This is a genomic window from Nocardia sp. NPDC004718, from assembly GCF_053601535.1.
The window spans coordinates 93,586-112,814 of the sequence record NZ_JBSGCA010000011.1 but is presented as its reverse complement, the minus strand read 5'-3'; the positions used below and the strand labels follow the sequence as shown (position 1 = coordinate 112,814).

The 19,229-nt window shown below is 69.0% G+C and carries 19 protein-coding genes; 12 read left to right on the top strand and 7 right to left on the bottom strand.

The genetic code is table 11. The features are described 5' to 3' along the window. Positions 1 to 99: 99 nt before the first annotated feature. The 4 genes from ACWEH3_RS11070 to ACWEH3_RS11055 all read right to left on the bottom strand — a co-directional run bounded on the left by ACWEH3_RS11070 (position 100) and on the right by ACWEH3_RS11055 (position 2,248). Positions 100 to 267: a hypothetical protein gene (locus ACWEH3_RS11070; protein ID WP_450020084.1), complete on the bottom strand. Its 168-nt coding sequence runs from the start codon at positions 265 to 267 to the stop codon at positions 100 to 102. Between the two features lie 353 nt (positions 268 to 620). Beyond that, positions 621 to 902, bottom strand: a complete 282-nt coding sequence (locus ACWEH3_RS11065; RefSeq protein WP_220135556.1) for a putative quinol monooxygenase — start codon at positions 900 to 902, stop codon at positions 621 to 623. Positions 903 to 987: 85 nt separating this feature from the next. Next, positions 988 to 1,647, bottom strand: a complete 660-nt coding sequence (locus ACWEH3_RS11060; protein ID WP_450020080.1) for an SDR family oxidoreductase — start codon at positions 1,645 to 1,647, stop codon at positions 988 to 990. A 34-nt stretch (positions 1,648 to 1,681) separates the two neighbouring features. Further along, positions 1,682 to 2,248, bottom strand: coding sequence for a DUF2599 domain-containing protein (locus ACWEH3_RS11055; protein WP_450020078.1), 567 nt, complete (start codon positions 2,246 to 2,248; stop codon positions 1,682 to 1,684). Positions 2,249 to 2,365: 117 nt separating this feature from the next. Here ACWEH3_RS11055 and ACWEH3_RS11050 point away from each other — a divergent pair, with 117 nt between their 5' ends. Further along, positions 2,366 to 3,475: an alpha/beta hydrolase gene (locus ACWEH3_RS11050; protein WP_450020167.1), complete on the top strand. Its 1,110-nt coding sequence runs from the start codon at positions 2,366 to 2,368 to the stop codon at positions 3,473 to 3,475. A 10-nt stretch (positions 3,476 to 3,485) separates the two neighbouring features. On the opposite strand, the gene ACWEH3_RS11045 is transcribed toward ACWEH3_RS11050, so the two are convergent. Beyond that, positions 3,486 to 3,728, bottom strand: coding sequence for a hypothetical protein (locus ACWEH3_RS11045; protein WP_450020077.1), 243 nt, complete (start codon positions 3,726 to 3,728; stop codon positions 3,486 to 3,488). 344 nt (positions 3,729 to 4,072) lie between these two features. On the opposite strand from ACWEH3_RS11045, the gene ACWEH3_RS11040 reads away from it, so the two are divergent. The 7 genes from ACWEH3_RS11040 to ACWEH3_RS11010 all read left to right on the top strand — a co-directional run bounded on the left by ACWEH3_RS11040 (position 4,073) and on the right by ACWEH3_RS11010 (position 11,785). Further along, positions 4,073 to 5,248 (top strand): lipase family protein, encoded by a 1,176-nt coding sequence (locus ACWEH3_RS11040; RefSeq protein ID WP_450020075.1) that lies wholly within the window; start codon positions 4,073 to 4,075, stop codon positions 5,246 to 5,248. 233 nt (positions 5,249 to 5,481) lie between these two features. Further along, positions 5,482 to 6,855, top strand: a complete 1,374-nt coding sequence (locus tag ACWEH3_RS11035; protein WP_450020073.1) for a lipase family protein — start codon at positions 5,482 to 5,484, stop codon at positions 6,853 to 6,855. Between the two features lie 184 nt (positions 6,856 to 7,039). Beyond that, positions 7,040 to 8,104, top strand: coding sequence for a fused (3R)-hydroxyacyl-ACP dehydratase subunits HadA/HadB (locus ACWEH3_RS11030; protein ID WP_450020071.1), 1,065 nt, complete (start codon positions 7,040 to 7,042; stop codon positions 8,102 to 8,104). A 337-nt stretch (positions 8,105 to 8,441) separates the two neighbouring features. Next, the gene (locus ACWEH3_RS11025; RefSeq protein ID WP_450020069.1) at positions 8,442 to 9,386 is read left to right on the top strand and encodes a helix-turn-helix domain-containing protein; all 945 of its coding nucleotides are present in this window, start codon (positions 8,442 to 8,444) and stop codon (positions 9,384 to 9,386) included. Between the two features lie 85 nt (positions 9,387 to 9,471). Continuing rightward, a complete protein-coding gene (locus ACWEH3_RS11020; protein ID WP_450020067.1) occupies positions 9,472 to 10,422 on the top strand; it encodes a helix-turn-helix domain-containing protein in 951 nt (316 codons plus the stop codon). A gap of 140 nt (positions 10,423 to 10,562) precedes the next feature. Further along, on the top strand, positions 10,563 to 11,222 hold the full coding sequence (locus ACWEH3_RS11015) for a TetR/AcrR family transcriptional regulator (protein ID WP_450020065.1): 660 nt from the start codon (positions 10,563 to 10,565) through the stop codon (positions 11,220 to 11,222). Beyond that, a complete protein-coding gene (locus ACWEH3_RS11010; RefSeq protein ID WP_450020063.1) occupies positions 11,204 to 11,785 on the top strand; it encodes an Rv1733c family protein in 582 nt (193 codons plus the stop codon). The genes ACWEH3_RS11015 and ACWEH3_RS11010 overlap by 19 nt, the downstream gene beginning before the upstream one ends. Before the next feature lie 215 nt (positions 11,786 to 12,000). On the opposite strand, the gene ACWEH3_RS11005 is transcribed toward ACWEH3_RS11010, so the two are convergent. Continuing rightward, the gene (locus tag ACWEH3_RS11005) at positions 12,001 to 13,551 is read right to left on the bottom strand and encodes an acyl-CoA carboxylase subunit beta (protein ID WP_450020061.1); all 1,551 of its coding nucleotides are present in this window, start codon (positions 13,549 to 13,551) and stop codon (positions 12,001 to 12,003) included. Between the two features lie 566 nt (positions 13,552 to 14,117). Here ACWEH3_RS11005 and ACWEH3_RS11000 point away from each other — a divergent pair. Genes ACWEH3_RS11000 through ACWEH3_RS10985 form a run of 4 tightly spaced genes read left to right on the top strand, consistent with a single transcriptional unit; the run spans position 14,118 to position 18,170 of the window. Further along, positions 14,118 to 15,062 (top strand): transcriptional regulator, encoded by a 945-nt coding sequence (locus tag ACWEH3_RS11000; protein ID WP_450020059.1) that lies wholly within the window; start codon positions 14,118 to 14,120, stop codon positions 15,060 to 15,062. Positions 15,063 to 15,119: 57 nt separating this feature from the next. After that, positions 15,120 to 16,070, top strand: a complete 951-nt coding sequence (locus ACWEH3_RS10995; protein WP_450020057.1) for an acyl-ACP desaturase — start codon at positions 15,120 to 15,122, stop codon at positions 16,068 to 16,070. Positions 16,071 to 16,078: 8 nt separating this feature from the next. Continuing rightward, positions 16,079 to 17,095 (top strand): alpha/beta hydrolase, encoded by a 1,017-nt coding sequence (locus ACWEH3_RS10990; RefSeq protein ID WP_450020055.1) that lies wholly within the window; start codon positions 16,079 to 16,081, stop codon positions 17,093 to 17,095. Between the two features lie 40 nt (positions 17,096 to 17,135). Then, on the top strand, positions 17,136 to 18,170 hold the full coding sequence (locus ACWEH3_RS10985) for an LLM class flavin-dependent oxidoreductase (protein WP_450020053.1): 1,035 nt from the start codon (positions 17,136 to 17,138) through the stop codon (positions 18,168 to 18,170). A 15-nt stretch (positions 18,171 to 18,185) separates the two neighbouring features. Here the strand turns inward: ACWEH3_RS10985 and ACWEH3_RS10980 are convergent, their stop codons facing one another. Next, positions 18,186 to 19,223 carry a fused (3R)-hydroxyacyl-ACP dehydratase subunits HadA/HadB gene (locus ACWEH3_RS10980; protein ID WP_450020051.1) on the bottom strand — a complete coding sequence of 346 codons (1,038 nt, stop codon included), beginning with the start codon at positions 19,221 to 19,223 and terminating at the stop codon, positions 18,186 to 18,188. Positions 19,224 to 19,229: the final 6 nt, after the last annotated feature.

Sequence of the window (19,229 nt, the reverse complement as noted above, 5' to 3'; positions counted from 1 at the left end):
ATCGGAGGTGGCCGCTCGGTTTTTCTTTGCTGTCCAATCGCTCGGCGGTGGTAGCCGCCGAAAATTTCGTTATCCGCCGGGCTCGGACGGCGGGACGATCTACTGCTTGATGAAGCTGGAGGCGATTCGCCAGAATGTAGCGGGCTGCAATGCCTCGAGATCCCAGTCGTCGGCCATCGCGTGCGCGATGGTGACGATCCGGTCGATATCGAAATCGTGCCGAGTCGCCGCCCCGGTGGATTCGACGGCATCGATAACGTATGCCACGGCGGTTTCTCGGGAAAATACGGTATCGGTGTGGCCGCTGTGGGCCGATAATGTGCTCATATGTCTACCGTTCGCCGGCTGGTCGGCCAGTGCGGTGTCGGCTGATCCGAACCGGCCGCCGGTAAGTGGATGTTCCATTCGAATGCCCCTGTTTCTGGCGGCGGCAAACCCATGGCGGCTTCGGCCTTCGGCTCGCCCACGCGGCCTCCCCTGGTGGTCCCCTGTAAAGCGTTGCGGGACCGAGTTTATGCCGCCGTGCCTTTCAGATGCAAGCACATCTGCACGATCGATTGCACGTGCGCACTGCGTATTTCGCGGCCGGAAGTTTGCGGAAACGGTGCCCGCGCGGAATTTCAGTCGCGGCCGAATAGGACGTCCGTGCTGTAATCGATCTGTGTACCCGGCTCGACGAATTGGTCCGCCGCGGCCCGCCAAGCAAGAAAATGTTCGGTGAAACGATGTGCTTCCGCCGCCTCGTCGTCGGTGTAGAGCTGATAGAGAAAAAATCGATGGGGGTCCACCCGATCTGCGCAGATGTCGAAGCGCAGACAGCCGGGCTCGGTCCGGACGGAGGCGTCGGCGCTGCGGGATATGGCTGCCAGGAACTCGGCGCGGGAGCCGGGGCGGATCTTCATCGAGACGATTCGACTGAACACGGTTGTTCTCCCATCGTGACCGTTGCGGTCGATCGGCAAGGGCGGTAGCGGGGTGCGCGACAGCTCAATCGGTCAGATGTGCAATTGCCTGGCTAATCGGAGTGTCACCCGAGACGAGTTCGAGGGTCAGCCGGTACGAGGGCGCGGCGGGCAGCAGTCCGGCCAGTACGGCCGCCACATCGGCGCGCGGGACCTCGCCGCTCCCGACCGGGGCCGGCCTGAGCGTCACCAGACCGGTGCCGGGGGAGTCGGTCAGGCGGCCGGGGCGCACAATGGTCCAGTCGAGATCTCTCTCGCGTAGATCGTCTTCGGCCTTGGTCTTCGCGTCGATGTACGCCGCCCACACCTCGTCGGAACCGGGAGCGGGCGGCCGGCCCGCGCCCATCGTGGAGATCTGCAGGAAGCGGCGCACTCCGGTGCGCTCGGCGGACTCGGCCAGCCGGACGGAGCCGCCCAGGTCGACGGTGTATTTCCGGTCCACGCCGCTGCCCGGCCCGGCACCGGCGGCGAAAACCGCCGCGTCACTGCCTTTTACGACGTCCACCACCTCGTCGGTGCCCGCCTTCTCCAGATCGCACAGCACCGGTTCGGCGCCGGTGGCGCGTACGTCGGCGGCGTGCGCGGGGTTGCGGATCAGGGCGGCGACCTCGTGGCCGTGCGCGGTGAGCAGGGGAGCCAGCAGCAATGCGATCTTTCCGTGTCCGCCTGCGATGACGACGCGCATGGATCGCTCCTTCCGGTCGGGGCGGCGCCCGCGCTCAGCGCTCGGGGCCGCCGGGATTACAGCGCGCTTCGACGGTGGCCTGGTAGCCCACCGCCGGGCGCCACGGTTCCAGATTCCAGCTCGGCTTGTCCGGCTGGACCAGCCGGGCCCACGCCCAGTGGCAGACGAACTGATCACGCATGCCCGGTGCGTCCGCGTCCGCCGACTCGGCCACGACCTCCTGCCACGCCCGTTCGTCCGAGCCGGGAAAGGTGGTCCGCCGCCCGGCCTGCGTCGGGAAGACGAGCAGCCGGGGTCCGTCGATCGCTTCGGTCCAGGTGACATGATCGATCAGCGGCTGTCCCGCGTAGGGGTCGACGGACGGCACGGCGGCCGGCGGTGCCGATATCGGCGCGGTCGGTACGGTCGTGGTCGTGCCCGCGGTCGTGGTCGGGTCCGCCGAAGGGTCGGGCGAATCGTTTCCACAGGCGATCGGCAGAGGCAGCAGCCCCGCCGCGAGCAGTACGGCGGCGCGACGCCGGGTGACGAGGCGATACGGGTACCGCTGCCCCACGGTCGAGCCTCCTGTGTTCTCCTCGGCACCGGTTTCCGGCGTGCTCATCCGAGCCTAGCGAGCCCGGGCGGTCCCGGCGAGGCCGCCCGGCCGGGCCACCGATTGTGGTGGCTTGCCGATGCGGCCGCGGCTGGGGATAGTCGGCCGGTGCGGTGTGGACGGTTCATGGTGGGGGCGGCGGGCGTCGTGGTCTCGGTGACGGTCGCGTTGGCCGGGCCCGCGGGCGCCGGGGTGGGCGAGGCGCCCGGCACCGTGACGGACCTGGCGGAACTGGCGGACCGTCTGCACGTGGCAGGGGCGACGACCGCCGAACGGCTGACGTATCGGTCGCGTGGCCCGCGCGGGCCCATGCTGAGCACCGGAGTGCTCTATCTGCCCGAAGGTGCTCCGCCGGAAGGGGGTTGGCCGATCGTCGCCTATGCGCACGGCACCTCCGGGATCGCCGACGAGTGCGCGTTCACGCTGCAACCCCGGGACTACTACCTGACGTCGGTGTACCCCGATCTGCTGCGCGCGGGCTATGCGGTGATGATCTCCGACTACGTCGGACTCGGCACCCCTGGCGTGCATCCCTATCTGGACGGTCCCGCTCAGGCCCGCAGCATCATCGACGGCGTGCGCGCGGCACGGGCGGTCGCCCCTTCGCTCGGTACCCGTTGGGCGGTGTTCGGTCAGTCGCAGGGCGGGCACGCGGCGCTGTTCACCGCCCATCTCGCGCCCGGCGACGCGCCGGAACTCGATCTGCGCGGGGCGGCCGCGACCGGCGCGCCGTCGAATCTGGACGCGGTGTTCCCGCTGGCGGGGCCCTGGTTGCCGCGGCTGCCGTTGCAGAAGACGACGACCTATTTCGGCATGCTGCTGGCCGGATTGCGCGCCAGTGCGCCGGAGCTGGACATCGACGGCTACCTGACCCCGGTGGGCCGGGATGTCCTGCGTATCGTGGAAGCGGACTGCGCCGCCGAGGCGGACGCGCAGGTGTCCGGCATCGGCATCGGGGCCATGCTGTCGCGGCCATTGGACGACCCCGCGCTGCTGGCCGCGGTGCGCGCGATGTTGAAGGTGCCGACGAGCGGCTACTCGGTGCCGTTGTACCTCGGTCAAGGGCTGACGGATCTGGAGGTGCCCGCGCCGCTGACACTCGAGCTGATCGCCGAGCTGCGCTGCGCGGGAACCGATCTGCGGGTGGACTGGTATCCCGGCGACCATCTCGGCGCGGCGCGCGAGGCGTTTCCCGACGCGCTCGACTTCCTGCGTGGCGTGCTCGATCGGCCCTGAGTCCGCTCACTCAGCGCCAGAGCGAATGGCACGGTAACCTGCGCAGGCCGGGACGGACCTGGCCGTCGACGGTGACGGTGAGCCCGGCGTGTGCGGCGGCCGAGGTGAACTCCCACGCCTCGGTTTTGGTGGCCGCGTATTCCAGGACCAGCGCGTCCTCGGGAGTGGGCCCGTCGAAGTAGACGGTGATACGCCGGGTCGGCGGATCCTGGGTGTCGTCACGGTCAGCGAGTCTGCGCACAGTGCCGTCCATGCCACTGTCTCCTTCCGGCCGGCGCGGCAGCCGCGCCGGTAGGACTGACGGTAGAGGGCTGCCACTGCTGAGAACATGTAGCAGGTTATCGGCTGGAAATGTCACAGAACGGACGTGGCGTCGTGGGGTACAGTCACGAGCCGGGGCGCATCGCGGGCACAGCCCGGGCGACCCAAACTTGTGAATTGTCAACATGATCGCGTCGGGCGGTATCCCACGCGGGTGATGTTGCCGAGGATGAGCACAGCGTCGGACGATTCAGGAGGCACACGTCGATGAGTCAGGGCCCACGTTCGTTGGGTAGGGGAGTGCGGCGAAGACGTCTCGCACGTGCGATCGGAGCGATGGCCGCGGGGCTGGTGCTGATCGCGAGCATGGCAGGCGCGGCGACCAGCGCGCCGCTGTATCCCGAACCCGATCCGGATCCCTTCTACGCGACGCCGGCGGACATCGCCGACCGCAAGCCCGGCGACGTGATCGCGACCAGGGTGATGCCGCCGCTGGCGATCTTCCCGGAGACCACGGTGACCGTGATCCGGTTCCGGTCGACGAGTTCGGAGGGGAAACCGATCGCGGCGACCACCACGGTGCTGACGCCGAAGGCGCATCGCGCGGACGGTCCGCTCCTGTCGTTCCAGCACATCATCAACGGGCTCGGCTCGGAGTGCTCGGTCTCCCGGGTGCTCTACACCGGCGACCCGAACCTCATCGTGCGGGAAGCGCCCGGCTGGAACGTGCTGCTGGCGCGCGGCTGGAGCGTCGCGCTGCCCGACCACCTCGGCCCGAATTTCGCCTACGGCGCCGCGAAGCTCGGCGGGCAGATCACGCTCGACGGGATCCGCGCCGTCAAGCAGGTCAACGAGCTCGGGGTGCAGCGCAGCCCGGTGGCGATGGTCGGATACTCCGGCGGCGGGATGGCCACCGCGTGGGCCGCGGCTCTGCAGCCGAAGTACGCGCCGGACCTCGACATCGCGGGCGCGGCCATGGGCGGCGTGCCGATGAATCTGGTGAAGATGCTCGAGGGGCTGGGACTCAACCCGCACCCGGTGTTCGGTCTGGCGTTCGCCGCCGGGTTCGGGCTGGAACGGGAGTACCCGACTCGCTTCCCACTGAGCGACCAGCTGAACGAGCGGGGCCTGGCCGCTCGCGCGCAGATCGCCAACAGCTGCACCAACGACATCCTCTCGACGGGGGCGGGTCACGGTGCGCTGGACTTCGCCAAGACGACCTCGATGATCACCGACAACACCGCGCGCGCCGTGGTCGAGGAGAACAGCCTCGAACTCTACGACGGCGTGCCGAAGACGCCGGTGTTCGAATGGCATTCGCCGATCGACGGCCTCATCCCCATCGACGCGGTGGTCAACACCGACAAGCGATGGTGTGCGGCGGGCGCGAGGGTGCAGACCGAGGAGATCCCGGTGCCGGACCACTTGACGGCGGCGGTGCTCGGTATTCCCGCGGCACTGAACTGGCTGGACGCTCGCTTCCGTGGGGAGCCGGCGCCGAGCAATTGCTGAGCGACGATACGAGAACGGCCGAGCCGGGACCCACTCTCCGGAAAGGGGTCTCGGCCGGTTGTTGCGATATGGATACGCGACAACACAACTCGGACGCTTTACTGCGTCCAGTCCAGGGCGCTGACGTAGCCTGACGTCCTGGCTCCGGGTCTGACAGGGGACATTTCGGGGGTCGAAGGCCAGTGCGGCCGGGTGCCAGACGACGTTGCCGTTCGCACCCGAAGGCGTGTGCCATGAAGATTTCGCGTGCCATTGCTGTGGCATTGCTCGCCGCCAGCTCGGTCTTGGCCGTCCCCGCCGCCGCAGAGCCGCCGCCCGCGCCGCCGCCGGGCGGGTTGCTGCCCGCGCTGCAACAACTCATCGATCAGGTGATCCCGCCGCCGCCGATCGCGCCGCTGCCGGAGCCGATTTCGCCCGCGCACGAGGCGACTACGCTGTCGCCGTCGCTGGCCGCGCTGCGCTCGGCGACGCTGCCCTCCGCCGTCGGCGACCCGATGTTCGACCTACGGCCTGCGAATCTCGACGAATCGGCCGAGGGACAGGTCATCGAGGTCCGGGACGTGCGCGCGACGGCCGCGCCGTTGCTGCTGCTGCCGATCCAGCGTGCGCTGCTGGTGAAGTACCGTACGACGGACGCGCACGGCGCACCGTCGTACGCCACGGCGACGCTGATCGTTCCCGCCGCACCGTGGCCCGGGCCCGGTCAGCGGCCGGTGGTGGTGAACAACCTGCCCATCGATGCCCTCGGCCGTACCTGCACTCCGGGATACACCCTCGCGCACGGACTCAACCCCGACACCAGCGCCACCGACTTCCTGCCGCCTACGACGCATCTGGCGGCGCTGCGCGGGTACGCCGTGCTGATCCCGGACCATGAGGGCCCTTCGATGGCCTACGCCGAACCTATCGTGGCCGGGCACGCCGTGCTCGACTCGATCCGGGCGGTGCGCGGGCTGCTGCCGGAGGAGTTCGGCGCCGCGAAGTTCGGCCTGGCGGGATATTCCGGCGGCGCGATCGCGACGCACGGGGCGGTGAAGCTGATCGACGGCTACGCACCGGAATTGGCGGACGTGATCGTCGGCGCGGCGCTGGGCGGCGTGCCCGCCGACTTCGAGATCCTGGCCCGCAGTATGAACGGCAACCTCGCCTCCGCGATATTCATGGGTGCCGTGTTCGGCATCGGCCGCGAGCGGCCGGAGATCCTGGCCGGGATGAACCATCTCGCCCAGTGGGTGGCGACCTCGCCGGTGAAGAACATGTGCGGCAGCAGCTTCGGAGCGATCGGCGTGCTGATGCTGCCGATCGACATCGCCGCGAATTTCCCCGATCCGCTGCATTCGGCGCTGGCCGCGGACATCTATCGGGTGACCAAGATGGCCGGTATGCGGTCGGCGACTCCGCTCTACGTGTACAACGGCGAGCAGGAGTTCTGGATCCCGGCCGAGGGTGCGCGGGATCTCTATCTGGAGCAATGCGGCCTCGGCGTGCCCGCGGTGTACCGCAGTGTGCTGGGTGAGCACATCATCGCTGGTGCGCTCGGTTATCCGGAAGCCATGATCTGGCTGGACGACAGGTTGCGGGGAGTGCAGGCGCCCGACGAGTGCTGACCGTGTGACGGCGCGGGGAAATCCGGTAACGCGGGGTGCCCGCGATCGCGATCAACCTGTGTCCCCCTTCGGTCCTTTGGTAGGTATGCCCAGATCTGGCGAGGGCGCTCCAGCGGCGTCGTCGCTGCTTCGGTACGGTGGGCCGGTCCGGGCGGGGGTGACGGCGGATTCCCGAGAGAGGCACATGAACGACATCACGACCACCGCGTCCGAACAAGCCAAGGCACTGGTGGGGCGGCAATACCGCCTGACCGACTCGTACGAGGTGGGGCGCGAGAAAATCCGGGAGTTCGCGCGAGCGCTGCAGGACGGCCATCCCGCCCACCGGTACGAAGACGCCGCGGCGGAACTCGGCTTCGACGGGCTCGTCGCGCCGATGACGTTCTCCTCGATCGTGCTCATGTTGATGCAGCGCAAGATGTTCGAGTCCGTGCTCACCGGCTACGACCTCGGCCAGGTGCTGCAGACGGAGCAGGCGATCCGGGTGCACCGGCCGATCGTCGCGGGCGATCAGGTGCGGTGCGAATCCTACATCGAGTCGTTCCGGCAGTTCGGTGACAAGGACTTCATGGTCACCAGGAACGTGCTGAGCAACCAGCACAAGGAAGTGTTGCAGACCGCGCACACCACGGCGGTGGCGCAGACCGGGGTGGACCTCGCCGCCGATCTGCGCGCGGCGGTCGAGGGCGTGATCATGACCGGGCAGTCGGCCGCCGACCGCGAGAACGCGGCGGCCGGGCGCGGGTCCGGCGACGACGGCGGGCTGGTCGAGAGCTTCGACGAGGCGTTGCCGGCGGACACCACTGACGAGCCGCGCACGCCCCGCACCGTCCCCGCTTTCGAGGACCTGTCCGTCGGCATGGAACTGGCCCCGCGGACAGTGCTGCTGTCTCGTGGCGATCTGGTGAATTACGCCGGGGTCTCGGGTGATTCGAACCCGATCCACTTCAGCGACGTGGTCGCGCGCAGCGCCGGACTGCCCGACGTGGTGTCGCACGGACTGCTGACCATGGGCATCGGCGCCGGGTATCTCTCCTCGTGGCTCGGTGATCCGGCCGCCGTGACGCGGTACGGGGTGCGGTTCGCCGGGTTCGCCCCGGTTCCGGCGACCAGGGCGAGCGCGATCGAATTCCGCGGTCGGGTCAAGCAATTGGACCCACAGCGCCGCGCGGCCACCATCGCCTTGACCGCGACCTGCGGTGACCGCAAGCTGTTCGGTCGCGCGACGGCGGACGTAGTGCTGCGCTGAACCGAGCGGCCCGCCGTCACCCGGATTCGGCGGCGGCGGGCGCCGGGCCGTGCGGTCATCGCTTCGGTGCGCGGTCGCGCAGCGGAACTACTCGGCCGCAACGGTTTTCCATATCGCCCCGCGCCCCGCGGCCCACTCGTCGCTTTGCCTTCCGCGGTTCGTGTGCTGCCGGACCGATGGTCGGCTGTGCGAACGGGCACCTCGTGACCGTTCGGCAGAGCGAGCAGTCCCGGCGATCTTGAAAATGATCTTGCGGATGTGCTTACACCTGCGCATACGCTGCCGTTCGTGGGGTTCGGTGCTGGAGTGCGGGCACCGCACATGCGAGACTCGGTACATGCGTGCTTCGGTAGTGCGGCCTCAGAACGAATCCATCGCTCGTGGAACGGCTCCCGCCGCCGAGGGCGGCCCGACCGCCCTACGGATGATCCTCGGCGGGCGGATGCGTCGGCTGCGTGAGGCGTGCGGCATCTCCCTGGAGGAAGCGGGCGAGGCGATCCGTGGCTCGCACTCGAAGATCAGCCGCTTGGAACTGGGGCGTACCGGCTTCCGGGAGCGGGATCTGGTGGACCTGCTCGCGCTGTACGGCGTCACCGACGAGGAGGAGTGCGCGGAGTTCAAGCGGCTGGCCAAGCAGGCGAACACCTCGGGATGGTGGCATCACGACGCCGACTGGCTGCCGAAGTGGTTCGACACCTATCTCGGGCTGGAGCATGCCGCCCAGTTGATCCGCTGCTACGAGCCGCGGGTCGTCCCGGAACTGCTGCAGACCCCCGAGTACGCCCGCGCGCTGTTCGTGCTCGCGCATCCGCACGAGGACGAGGAGTCGATCGAGCGGCGCGTGGCCCTGCGCATGCGCCGCCAGGAGATCCTGACCAGGCCGGACCCGCCTCAGATGTGGCTGATCGTCGAGGAGGCGGCGCTGCGGCGCAGAATCGGAGGGTCGCAGGTGTGGTTGGCCCAGCTCGATCACCTGCTGCGGGTCGCGGACGCGCCGAACATCACCGTGCAGGTGCTCGCCGATCACGTCGGCGGCCCCGCGGTGTCCGACGGCGCGTTCACCATGCTGCGTTTCGCCGAGTCGGATCTGCCGGACATCGTGTATCTCCAGCAACTCACCGGCGCGCTGTATCTGGACAAGGACGCCGATCTCGCGGCGTACCGGGCGGTGGCGAATCTGCTGTCGGTGCACGCCGCGCCCCCCGAGTACACCCGCGATCTCGTCGCGGCCTTGCGCGAGCGTGAGCCGCAGATCGTCGAGCTGCCGTCCGGCCCGGCCTGACCGGCCCGGTGGAACCGCGAATGCGCGGCGGTACAGGGACTTTCGGCCGTAGATAACGACTGGGTCAACATGGCAGACTCGGGGCATGCGTCCTTCGAACGTACGACAGGCGGCCGATGTGGCGGGGCTCGGCGCCCAGCCGGTGTCCGGAGGCGGGCCGACGGTGCTGCGGATGATTCTGGGCGGTCGGCTGCGTCGCCTGCGCGAGGGCCGGAACATCACCAGGGAAGCGGCGGGCGAGGCCATTCGCGGGTCGCATTCGAAGATCAGTCGGCTGGAGCTCGGGCGCACCGGCTGCCGGGAACGTGATCTCGTCGACCTGCTCGACTTCTACGAGGTGACCGACCCCGCGGAACGGGATCGATACCTGGAACTGGCCAGGCAGGCCAATGCGTCGGGCTGGTGGGCGCGAGACAACGACTGGCTGCCGAAGTGGTTCGACACTTACCTCGGGCTGGAACAGGCGGCCCGGCTGATTCGCTGCTACGAACCGCGGGCCGTCCCCGAACTGTTGCAGACACCGGAGTACGCCCGCGCGCTGCTCACGCTGTCGCATCCGGGCGAGCCGCAGGACGCGATCGAACGCCGGGTCGCGCTGCGCATGCGCAGGCAGGAGATCCTCGCCGGTCCGCACCCGCCGCAGGTGTGGATGCTCATCGAGGAGGCCGCGCTGCGCCGCAGGATCGGGGGCTCGACCGTCTGGCGCGCGCAGCTGGACCGCGTGCTGCACGCGGCGGCGCGACCGAACGTCACCATTCAGATCCTGGCCGATCACGTGGGCGGCCCCGCGCTCACCGACGGTGCGTTCACCGTCTTGCGCTTCGCCGAGACCGATCTGCCCGACATCGTCTATCTCCAGCAGCTGACCAGCGCGCTGTATCTGGACAAGATCGCCGACCTGGACGTGTACTACACGGTGCTGAACCAACTTTCGCTGCTGGCCCCGGCACCGGAACATTCCGGCCAGCTGCTCCAGATCTTGCGCGACGGCATTCCGCCGACCGTCGACGAACCGGTGGACAACCCGAGAATCTGACCGGCCGCGGGCCGCCCTCCCGACGTCTCGTCCGGGCGATTCAGCGCACCCGAATCGGGCATCTTCTCTGCGAGGTGATGCGCATGCCGGGCAAGAGCAAAGTATTGTCCCATTGGGACAATAGGGGTATGCTCACGGGTATGGGCGACGACGGTGTCGGTCTGGACGGCCGTCGGCTGCGCACTCGGCGCAGCCGTGAAGCGCTGTCGCGCGCGGCGTTCGACCTGCTTACCGAGCGGGGGCTCGACGCGGTGGCCGTCGAGGACATCGCGCTGCGGGCCGGTGTCACCCGGCGCACGTTCAGCAGGCACTTCGCGTCCATCGAAGAGGCGATTCTCGGCGATGTCGACCAGGATGTGCACCTGTTCAACGAAGCCCTGAGCCACCGTCCCCTTTCCGAGCCGCCCCTGATCGCCTACCGCGGCGCCGTCCACGACTGGCTCGCCACCGAGTACGGCGGGGCCCGTGCGTCCCTGCTCGCCCGCCGCTGGGCGCTGTTCCAGCGCTTCGAGGACGAACCGGAACTGTTCGCCGGCTATCAGCGCATCCGCATCGATGGGCAACGCGAGTCCGTCCGGATCATCGCGGCACGGCTGGACGTGGATCCGCAGACCGATCCGCGTCCGGCCGTCGCCGTCGGCGCCGGTGCGGGCATGCTGCTCGCGGCGCTACAGAGCTGGGCGGCGGGCCCGGATCCGATGGGCCTGCCCGGCCTCGTCGAAGAGTTCTTCGACACTCTCGTCACCCTCACCGCCGAAATTCGCAACGAGGAGTCACCGTCATGCCTACCGGGTCGGTGAACATGTACCGCCGGACGTGCCGCCGCGTCGGCTTGGATCGCAATCCGCTGCGCCGCAGTGAAGACCGTGTGCAGACCGGTGTCGCGGTGCTGCTGGCCCTGGTGTTCCTGATAGTCGTGCCCATACTCGCGCTGACCGTCGGCGGCCGGGTGTACCGCGTCGAGACGGCCGCGGTGCGGGCCGAGACGGCACGCTTGCATCGAGTCGACGCCACCGTGATCGAAACCGGGAAGGCGCCGCTGTACGCGCCGGTCGTGCCCGCACGGGTGTCCTGGAAGGATGCCGACGGCGTGGCACACACCGGCGACTATCAGTCGACCACGGTGGTCGAGCCGGGTTCCAGCGTGCCGATCTGGCTGAACGAACGCGGCGCGATCGTGGAGCCGCCGTCGTCGACCCAGCCCGCCAGCAAGGCGGTGATGCTGACCGCCGGTGCGGTGTTCGGCGTTTCGATCGTGCTCGTCGGCAGCTATCTGCTGCTGCGCCGCGGTCTCGATCGGCGGCGGCTGCGCAGGTGGGAGACCGAGTGGGTGGCGGCCGATCTCACCTGGGGGCACGGCTGAGCCTTGGTGCGGCGTGCCCGCCGGGCGAGGGTAGGGAACAGGCGCAGCGGGCACGTCGCGTGCCGGGCCGCTACGCGGCGAACGAAGCGGGCCCGGCACTGACCTGAGATTAAGGCATCGGCGTGCCGGACGGCCCGGTTCGGGGCTGATCGCCGGAGATCCCACCACATAGACCCGGTTATGTTGTGACACAACATAACCGGGTCCGGTGCGCCTCAGACCGGAAAAAGGCTGTGCTTGCGCGGGTTGGGCTCGGCGCTCGCCTCTTTCTCACGCAGCAGACGCAGCGCCCGGCGGATCTCCAGTCTCGTCTGCGAGGGCTCGATCACCGCATCGATGTAGCCGCGCTCGGCGGCGATCCACGGCGTGGCCACCGTCGTGTTGTACTGCTCGATCATGGCGTCGCGCACGGCCGCGCGGTCCTCCGGGGCCACCTGGGCGAGCTGCCGTTTGCCGACGATGCTCACCGCGCTCTCCGCGCCCATCACGGCGATGCGCGCGGTCGGCCAGGCCAGGCTGACGTCGGAGCCGAGTTGCTTGCAGCCCATCACGGCGTAGCCGCCGCCGTAGGCCTTGCGGACCACGACGGTCACGATCGGGACCGTCGCCTCGATCACCGCGCGGAAGAACCGTCCGCCGCGCTTGATCACTCCGCTGCGCTCTTCCTCCACGCCCGGCAGCACGCCGGGGGTGTCCACGACGAAGATCAGCGGCAGCCCGAAGACATCGCACAGCCGGATGAAGTGCGTCGCCTTGTCCGAGCACTTGGCGTCGATCGCGCCGCCGAGGACCAGCGGCTGATTCGCGATCACCCCGACGCTGCGCCCGTCCACCCTGGCGAAGCCGGTGATCAGGTTCTGCGCGGTCGCAGCGCTGATCTCGTGGAAGTCGCCGTCGTCGAACAGGCGCAGCAAGATCTCGTGCATGTCGTAGCCCTGCCGATCGGAGTCGGGAACGATCGAGTCCAGCTCCAGATCGTGCGGCGTGACCTGCGGCTCCAAGCCCGGATTGACGATCGGGCCCGGCTCGAGGCAACTCGACGGGAGATAGCCCAAATAAGTCCTGGCCCAGTCGAAAGCGTCCTGCTCGGTGGCGGCGACATGGTGGACGGTGCCGTTGGCCGCCTGTGCCTGCGCGCCACCCAGTTCCTCCATGGTCACCTCCTCGCCGGTGACTTCTTTGATCACCTCGGGGCCGGTGACGAACATGTAGGACTTCTCGGTCGCGATCAGGATGTCGGTGTTGACCGGTGCGTAGACCGACCCGGCCGCGCATTTGCCCAGCATGATCGACACTTGCGGGACGAAGCCCGACAGTCGTTCCTGGCGGCGGCTCATCAGCGCGTACCAGGCCAGCGAGGTGACCGCGTCCTGGATGCGGGCGCCGCCGGAGTCGTTGATCGCCACGACCGGGCAGGCGTTCCTGGTGGCGAAATCCAATGCCGCGGCTACCTTGCGGCCGAACATCTCGCCGACCGAGCCGCCGAAGACGGTCTGATCGTGCGCGATCACCACGACCGGCCTACCGTCGATCCGCCCGCGACCGGTGACCACACCGTCGCCGTACATGGCCCCCGGGGTGCCCGGCTGGCGCACCAGCGCGCCGATCTCCACGAAACTTCCCGGGTCGAGTAGCGCGCGCACCCGCTCCCGCGCGCTGGGAATGCCCTTTGCCTTGCGCTTCGCGATGCCGTTCTCGCCCGCGGGTTCTTCGGCCAGCTCGAGGATTCCGCGCAGCTCGTCCAGCTTCTCTCGAGTACCGCTCATATGTGTTGTCGCCCTTCGAAACTCGTCGCGACGCCGTACGGCAGCGCGGCGCTCGATGCTATCGGCGGCGCGATCTGCTGCACAGCGGTTCGGAAGATCTCATGGAACAGCTCATAGGTTTGCCTTTCGAGCCCTCGGTTCATAGCACGCGACGCCCCGGCCCACCGCGACGACACGGACTGTGCGACGTCCCAATCGTGGCCGCGGGTGTCGATGAACCGTCCCCAGAGCGCACACGGGGACTACTCAGGCGGTGCCCACGGATCTAGGGTGATCTCGACGCAGCGCCGGAAATGCGCGGACGGCGCTGCGTCACATACTCCGGAAATCGGTGCGCCCGCGAAGGCATGGGGCCGGATCCGAAAACCGCGGTGCCGCAGCGGTTCTGCCCGTACGGGATGCGGGTCCCCGCGAAATTCCAGCGAAAAGTTGTGATTGCGCCCAACGGGTCGGGCGGCCGCTGATGACTTACCCGATTCGGCGGAACATATCTCGATTCCATCACGATCCGACGCTAACCTTCGGGAGGCATGATGGGCAGGCAGCCGAGAACGAGTACCGAGACGTTGACATCGAAACTCGTCACACACCTGGCCGGGCGTTCCGGCCGCGACGCGTCCGGTGATGTCGCGACGACCGCACGGAATTGTCTGGCGGCGGCTGTCGAACTACTGGCTCCGCGTCCGGCGCCCGCGGCGGCCCGGCCGCCGGAGATCGCCGGTTTCGCCTCGCGCTGGGCGCGGGAGGGCATCACACTGGAAACGGTGCTCGGCGCATATCACGACGAAATCCGCAGCGGCCTGGAATTCCTCGCCGACGAGGTCGCCGACGAGCGAACCGATCATTTTCTCGCGGGTGCGCGATTGGCGGTCCACGTACTGGAGATGGTGACCGTGGCGGCGTCCACCGCTTATGTCGACGAGCATCGCGCGGTCGCGCGGGAACATCAGACCGCGGCTCAGACGCTGGTCTCCGCGTTGCTGGGCGGGCACGCGGTCGGCGAACTCGCCAGGGCGACCGGCATTCCGATCGCACGGTCGTATCAGGTCGTCGCGGTGGGCATTCCGGCGCATCCGGACGAGCGAAGACCCGGCACGGGTACGGACGCGGCCCGGCGAAAACTCCGTCGCGTGCAGGCAGCGCTGGCCGGTCCGCTCGGCTCACGGGCCTTGTCGGTGCTCTCCGCCGCGGGCGGCACGGTACTGGTGCCGCTCGACGACGTACCCGCCCGCACCGGAACATTCACCATGACCGACGACGTGCTGGCCATCGTCGGTGAGGCCGCCGAGGTCCCGCTGACGGCCGCGGTGGCCACCGGCCGCACCGCGCGCATCCCGGAACTGGCCGGTCGCGCCCACGATCTGCTGGACCGGCTGCGGGCGGCGGGCGGGCCGCCGGGGCTGTACCGGGTGTCCGACGCGGGCGATGCCCCGGCTTGTGAACTGCCCCAGCCGGGCCATATGGCCATCGTCACCTCGCCCAACGATCGCGTGATCGGCCGTTCTGCCTGATATTCCGCCGCTATCGTCGACTGTGCCCTGATCTCGAGGGTGAGCAAAGGAGTGCGAGTGACCACCGCGTTGACCGATCGCGATATTTTGCGCGAACTGGAGCCCACCGCCGAACGCCTGCTCAACGACCATCTGCGCAAGGCGAAATCCTGGAATCCGCACGATTACGTGCCGTGGGACGACGGCCGCAATTTCGCCGCCCTCGGCGGAATCGATTGGGAGCCGGGTCAATCCGCGCTTTCCGAGGTCGCGCAGACCGCGATGATCACCAATCTGCTGACCGAGGACAATCTGCCGTCGTATCACCGGGAGATCTTGGAGGCGTTCTCGCTGGACGGGGTGTGGGGTACCTGGGTGGGCCGGTGGACCGCCGAGGAGAACCGCCACGCCATCGTGATGCGTGACTATCTGGTCGTGACCCGCGCGGTCGATCCGGTGCTGCTGGAGCAGGCGCGGATGGCGCACATGACCACCGGCTTCGCCACGCCCGATGAAGAGGAGCGGTTGCTCCATTCGGTCGCTTACGTCACGTTGCAGGAGCTCGCGACCAGGATCAGCCACCGCAATACGGGAGCGGCCTGCGAGGAACCGATCGCCGAGCGTATGCTGCAGCGAGTTGCCGCCGACGAGAACCTGCACATGATCTTCTACCGGAACATCAGCGCCGCGGCCCTCGACCTGGTGCCGAACGAAGCGCTGCGCGCCATCACCAGCGTGGTCACCCGATTCCAGATGCCGGGGCTGACCCAGCCGAATTTCCGGCGTAACGCCGTGCTGCTGGCCAAGCACGGCATCTACGACTTGCGTCAGCATCTCGATGTGGTGGTGCGTCCGGTGCTGCGCGCGTGGCACGTCTTCGAACGCGACGATCTGACCGGCGACGGCGAACGAGCCCGCGAGGAACTGCACGCCTACCTCGAAGACCTGGAGATCCGGGCGCGCCGGTTCGAGGAACAGCGCGAACGCGCCGCGGCCAGACAAGCGGAACGGGCCGCCGCAGCCGGATGAGCCTACGTATGCCGATCACCGCGGTGGCGATGGCTCTCATCGCCACCGCTGCCGCTGCGCCCGTACTCGCCGATCCGGTGCCGCAGACCCCGCCGCCCGCCGTCGATCCCGCCATGACCCGCACCGGGCTGCTCTCGATCGAGGACCTGGGCGGGGGGCACGAACGGCTGTCGATCGCCTCGGCGGCGATGCGCCGGATCATTACCGTCGACATCCTGCGCGGCGGTGGCGCGGCGCCGCGCCCGGTGCTGTATCTACTCGACGGCGTCGACGGCGATGCCACGTCCGCATGGCTGACCAAGGGCGCGGCCGCCGAGTTCTTCGCGGGCAAGCCGGTGGACGTGGTGCTGCCCGGCGGCGGCACCGGCAGCATGTACAGCGACTGGGTCCGGCAGGACGCCGCGCTCGGACTCAACCGCTGGGAGACGTTCCTCACCACCGAGCTCCCGCCCATCGTGGAGTCGCTGCTGCGCACCGACGGGCGTCGCGCCATCGCCGGGGTGTCGATGGGCGCGCAGGCGGCGATGATGCTCGTCCAGCGCCACCCGGGCTGGTATCGCGCCGTCGCCGGGATGAGCGGGTGCTACTCCACCGCCGACCCGCTGGGGCACGCGGTGACCACCATCACGGTCGCCTCGCGCGGCGGCAACGTGAACAATCTCTGGGGCCCGCCGACCTCACCGGAGTGGGCCGCGCACGACAGCCTGCTGCACGCGGAGAACCTGCGCGACACCGCCGTCTACCTCTCGGCGGCGACCGGGCTGCCGACGGGAGCGGATCTGGTGTCGGTCGCGAACTCCCCGTCGGTCGCCGAAGCGCTGCAAACCGCAGGCGGCGGTGCGGCGCTGGAGGCCGGCGCCCGGGCCTGCACCGAGCGGTTCGCCGACCGCCTGTCCCAGCTGAACATCCCCGCCACCCTGGAGTACACCGCGGCGGGCATGCACACCTGGCCGGACTTCCAGGCGCAGCTGCCGAAGGCGTGGCGGGTGCTGGCGCAGGCGCTGGGGCTGCCCACGCCGTCGTGAATCGGCGGAATGAGCGCGGCGCGCTCGCGTTGACACCGATATGACCTCGGCGCTGTCCCCTGTCCGGTTCTCCGTTCTCGATCGCTCGCGCGTCCGGCGCGGTCAGAGCCATCCGGCCGCGTTGCGGGAGACCGTCGAGTTCGCCCGGCTCGCCGAACAGTGGGGCTATCACCGTTTCTGGGTCTCGGAGCACCACAGTGTGCCCGGCGTGGCGGGCTCGGCGCCGACCGTGCTCGCGGCCGCGGCGGCGGGAGCGACCGAGCGGATCCGGATCGGCACGGGCGGTGTGATGCTGCCCAACCACCAGCCGCTGGTGGTCGCCGAGCAGTTCGGCGTGCTGGAATCGCTCTACCCGGGACGCATCGACATGGGTCTCGGCCGCTCGGTCGGGTTCACCGACGGCGTGCGGCGAGCGCTGGGGCACGACAAGCGCGACGCGGAGGACTTCGACGCCCAGCTCGCCGAGCTGCTGGGGTACTTCGCCGAGGGCAGACAGGGGGTGCACGCGTGGCCCGCCGAAGGGCTGCGTATCCCGGCGTTCCTGCTGGCGACCGGGTCCGGCGCCGAGCGCGCCGCCCGCTTCGGGCTGCCGCTGGTCATCGCCGCGATCGGCGGGGAGGACCGCATGGTGGAGGCTATCGAGCGCTATCGTGCCTTGTTCCGCCCCGCCGCGGTGGGCGCGGCGCCTTACGTCGTGGTCTCCGCCTCGATCGTGATCGCCGACAGCACTGCCGAAGCGCATCGGCTGCTGCTGCCGGAGGCGTGGTCCGGCGCATACGCGCGCACCCGTGGCGAGTTCCCGCCCCTGATGCCGCCCGCGGAAATCGCGGCGCGCACCATGACCGATCGGGAGCGCCGGATCTTCGACGAAGGGTTGCGCGGCCACCTGTACGGAACCGAGGACGAGGTCGCCGGCCAACTGGAGCGGCTGGTGGGCAGGACGGGCGCCGACGAGATCCTCGTGCACACCAGTACCTACGATCGCGACGCGCGGCTGGATTCGCACCGCCGCCTGGCGTCGCTCGCCGGCCTGTCGCGCGTGACTGTCCGCGACCGGGCCGGTACGGCGGCCTGATCAGCCGGTGCTCGCCTATGGGAAGCGCACTTCGGCGGCGGCGTAGCCGAACAGTCTGCGTCCCTCGGCGCGCGCGTCGACCGCGATGGTCGCCCGCCGCCTGCGCGGGTCGATGGAGGTGACCCGGCCGCGGAATTGGACCACGCCGGTGCCCACCGGTGGTATGCGCAGGTGCTGCGTGTTGTGCGCGAACTGCACACGAAACCGGGTGAGGGCCGCGGGGTCACCGAGCCAGGAGCTCAAGAACGAGGTGGCCAGACCCAATTTGAGCATTCCAGGAGCGACCACGGTCGGCAGGCCGCTGGCGACCGCGACCCTTTCGTCGAACAGCACCGGATTGGATTCGCCCGTCACCCCGGCGTAGTTGACCAGGTCGCCACGGGACAGGCGCATGGTGCGAAGGGGCAGTTCGGCGTCCACAGAAAGGTCGGCGAAAGCGACGCGCGGACGCGGTACCCGGCGTAGCGGCGTCGGCGCGAGGTGATCCGCCGCGGCCGGGACGACGGCGCTGCCCCGAGCCGGTGCGTCCGGGGAGCGATGGCCCATGGCGACCTTGCGTACGGCATCGGCCAACCACGGATCGCGACCGCCCACCCGGGCGAGCAATGCGCTGGAGCCGGTCTGCACCACAGTGCCGTGCTGGTCGATGAGCACGCTCTTGATCGCGAGGACGTCGTAATCGCCGAAGTGCCGGAACGATTCGAAATAGATGTCGCAGGTCAGGCGATCGCCCGCCAGCAACGGCCTGCCGAAGTCGAAAACTTGGTCCGCGTGCAGGATCCGCGTCGGGTCGTAGCCGGTGATCAGCGTATCCAGAATTTCGCGGTGCACTCTGGTGAGGATTATCGAGCTGAATGTGGCGGGCGCGATGAGCCCGGGAAAACCGAGTTCGGCCGCGGCGTCCTCGCTGCGATGCGCGGGATGGGAATCCTGGACGGCGCGGGCGAATTCCCGGATCTTTTCCCGTTCCACCTCATAGCGGAGAGTGGAACGGTAACGATGGTCGACGAGCGATCTGGCCTGATCGGCCGGATTCACCGCGGTCTCGTTCATGGTTGC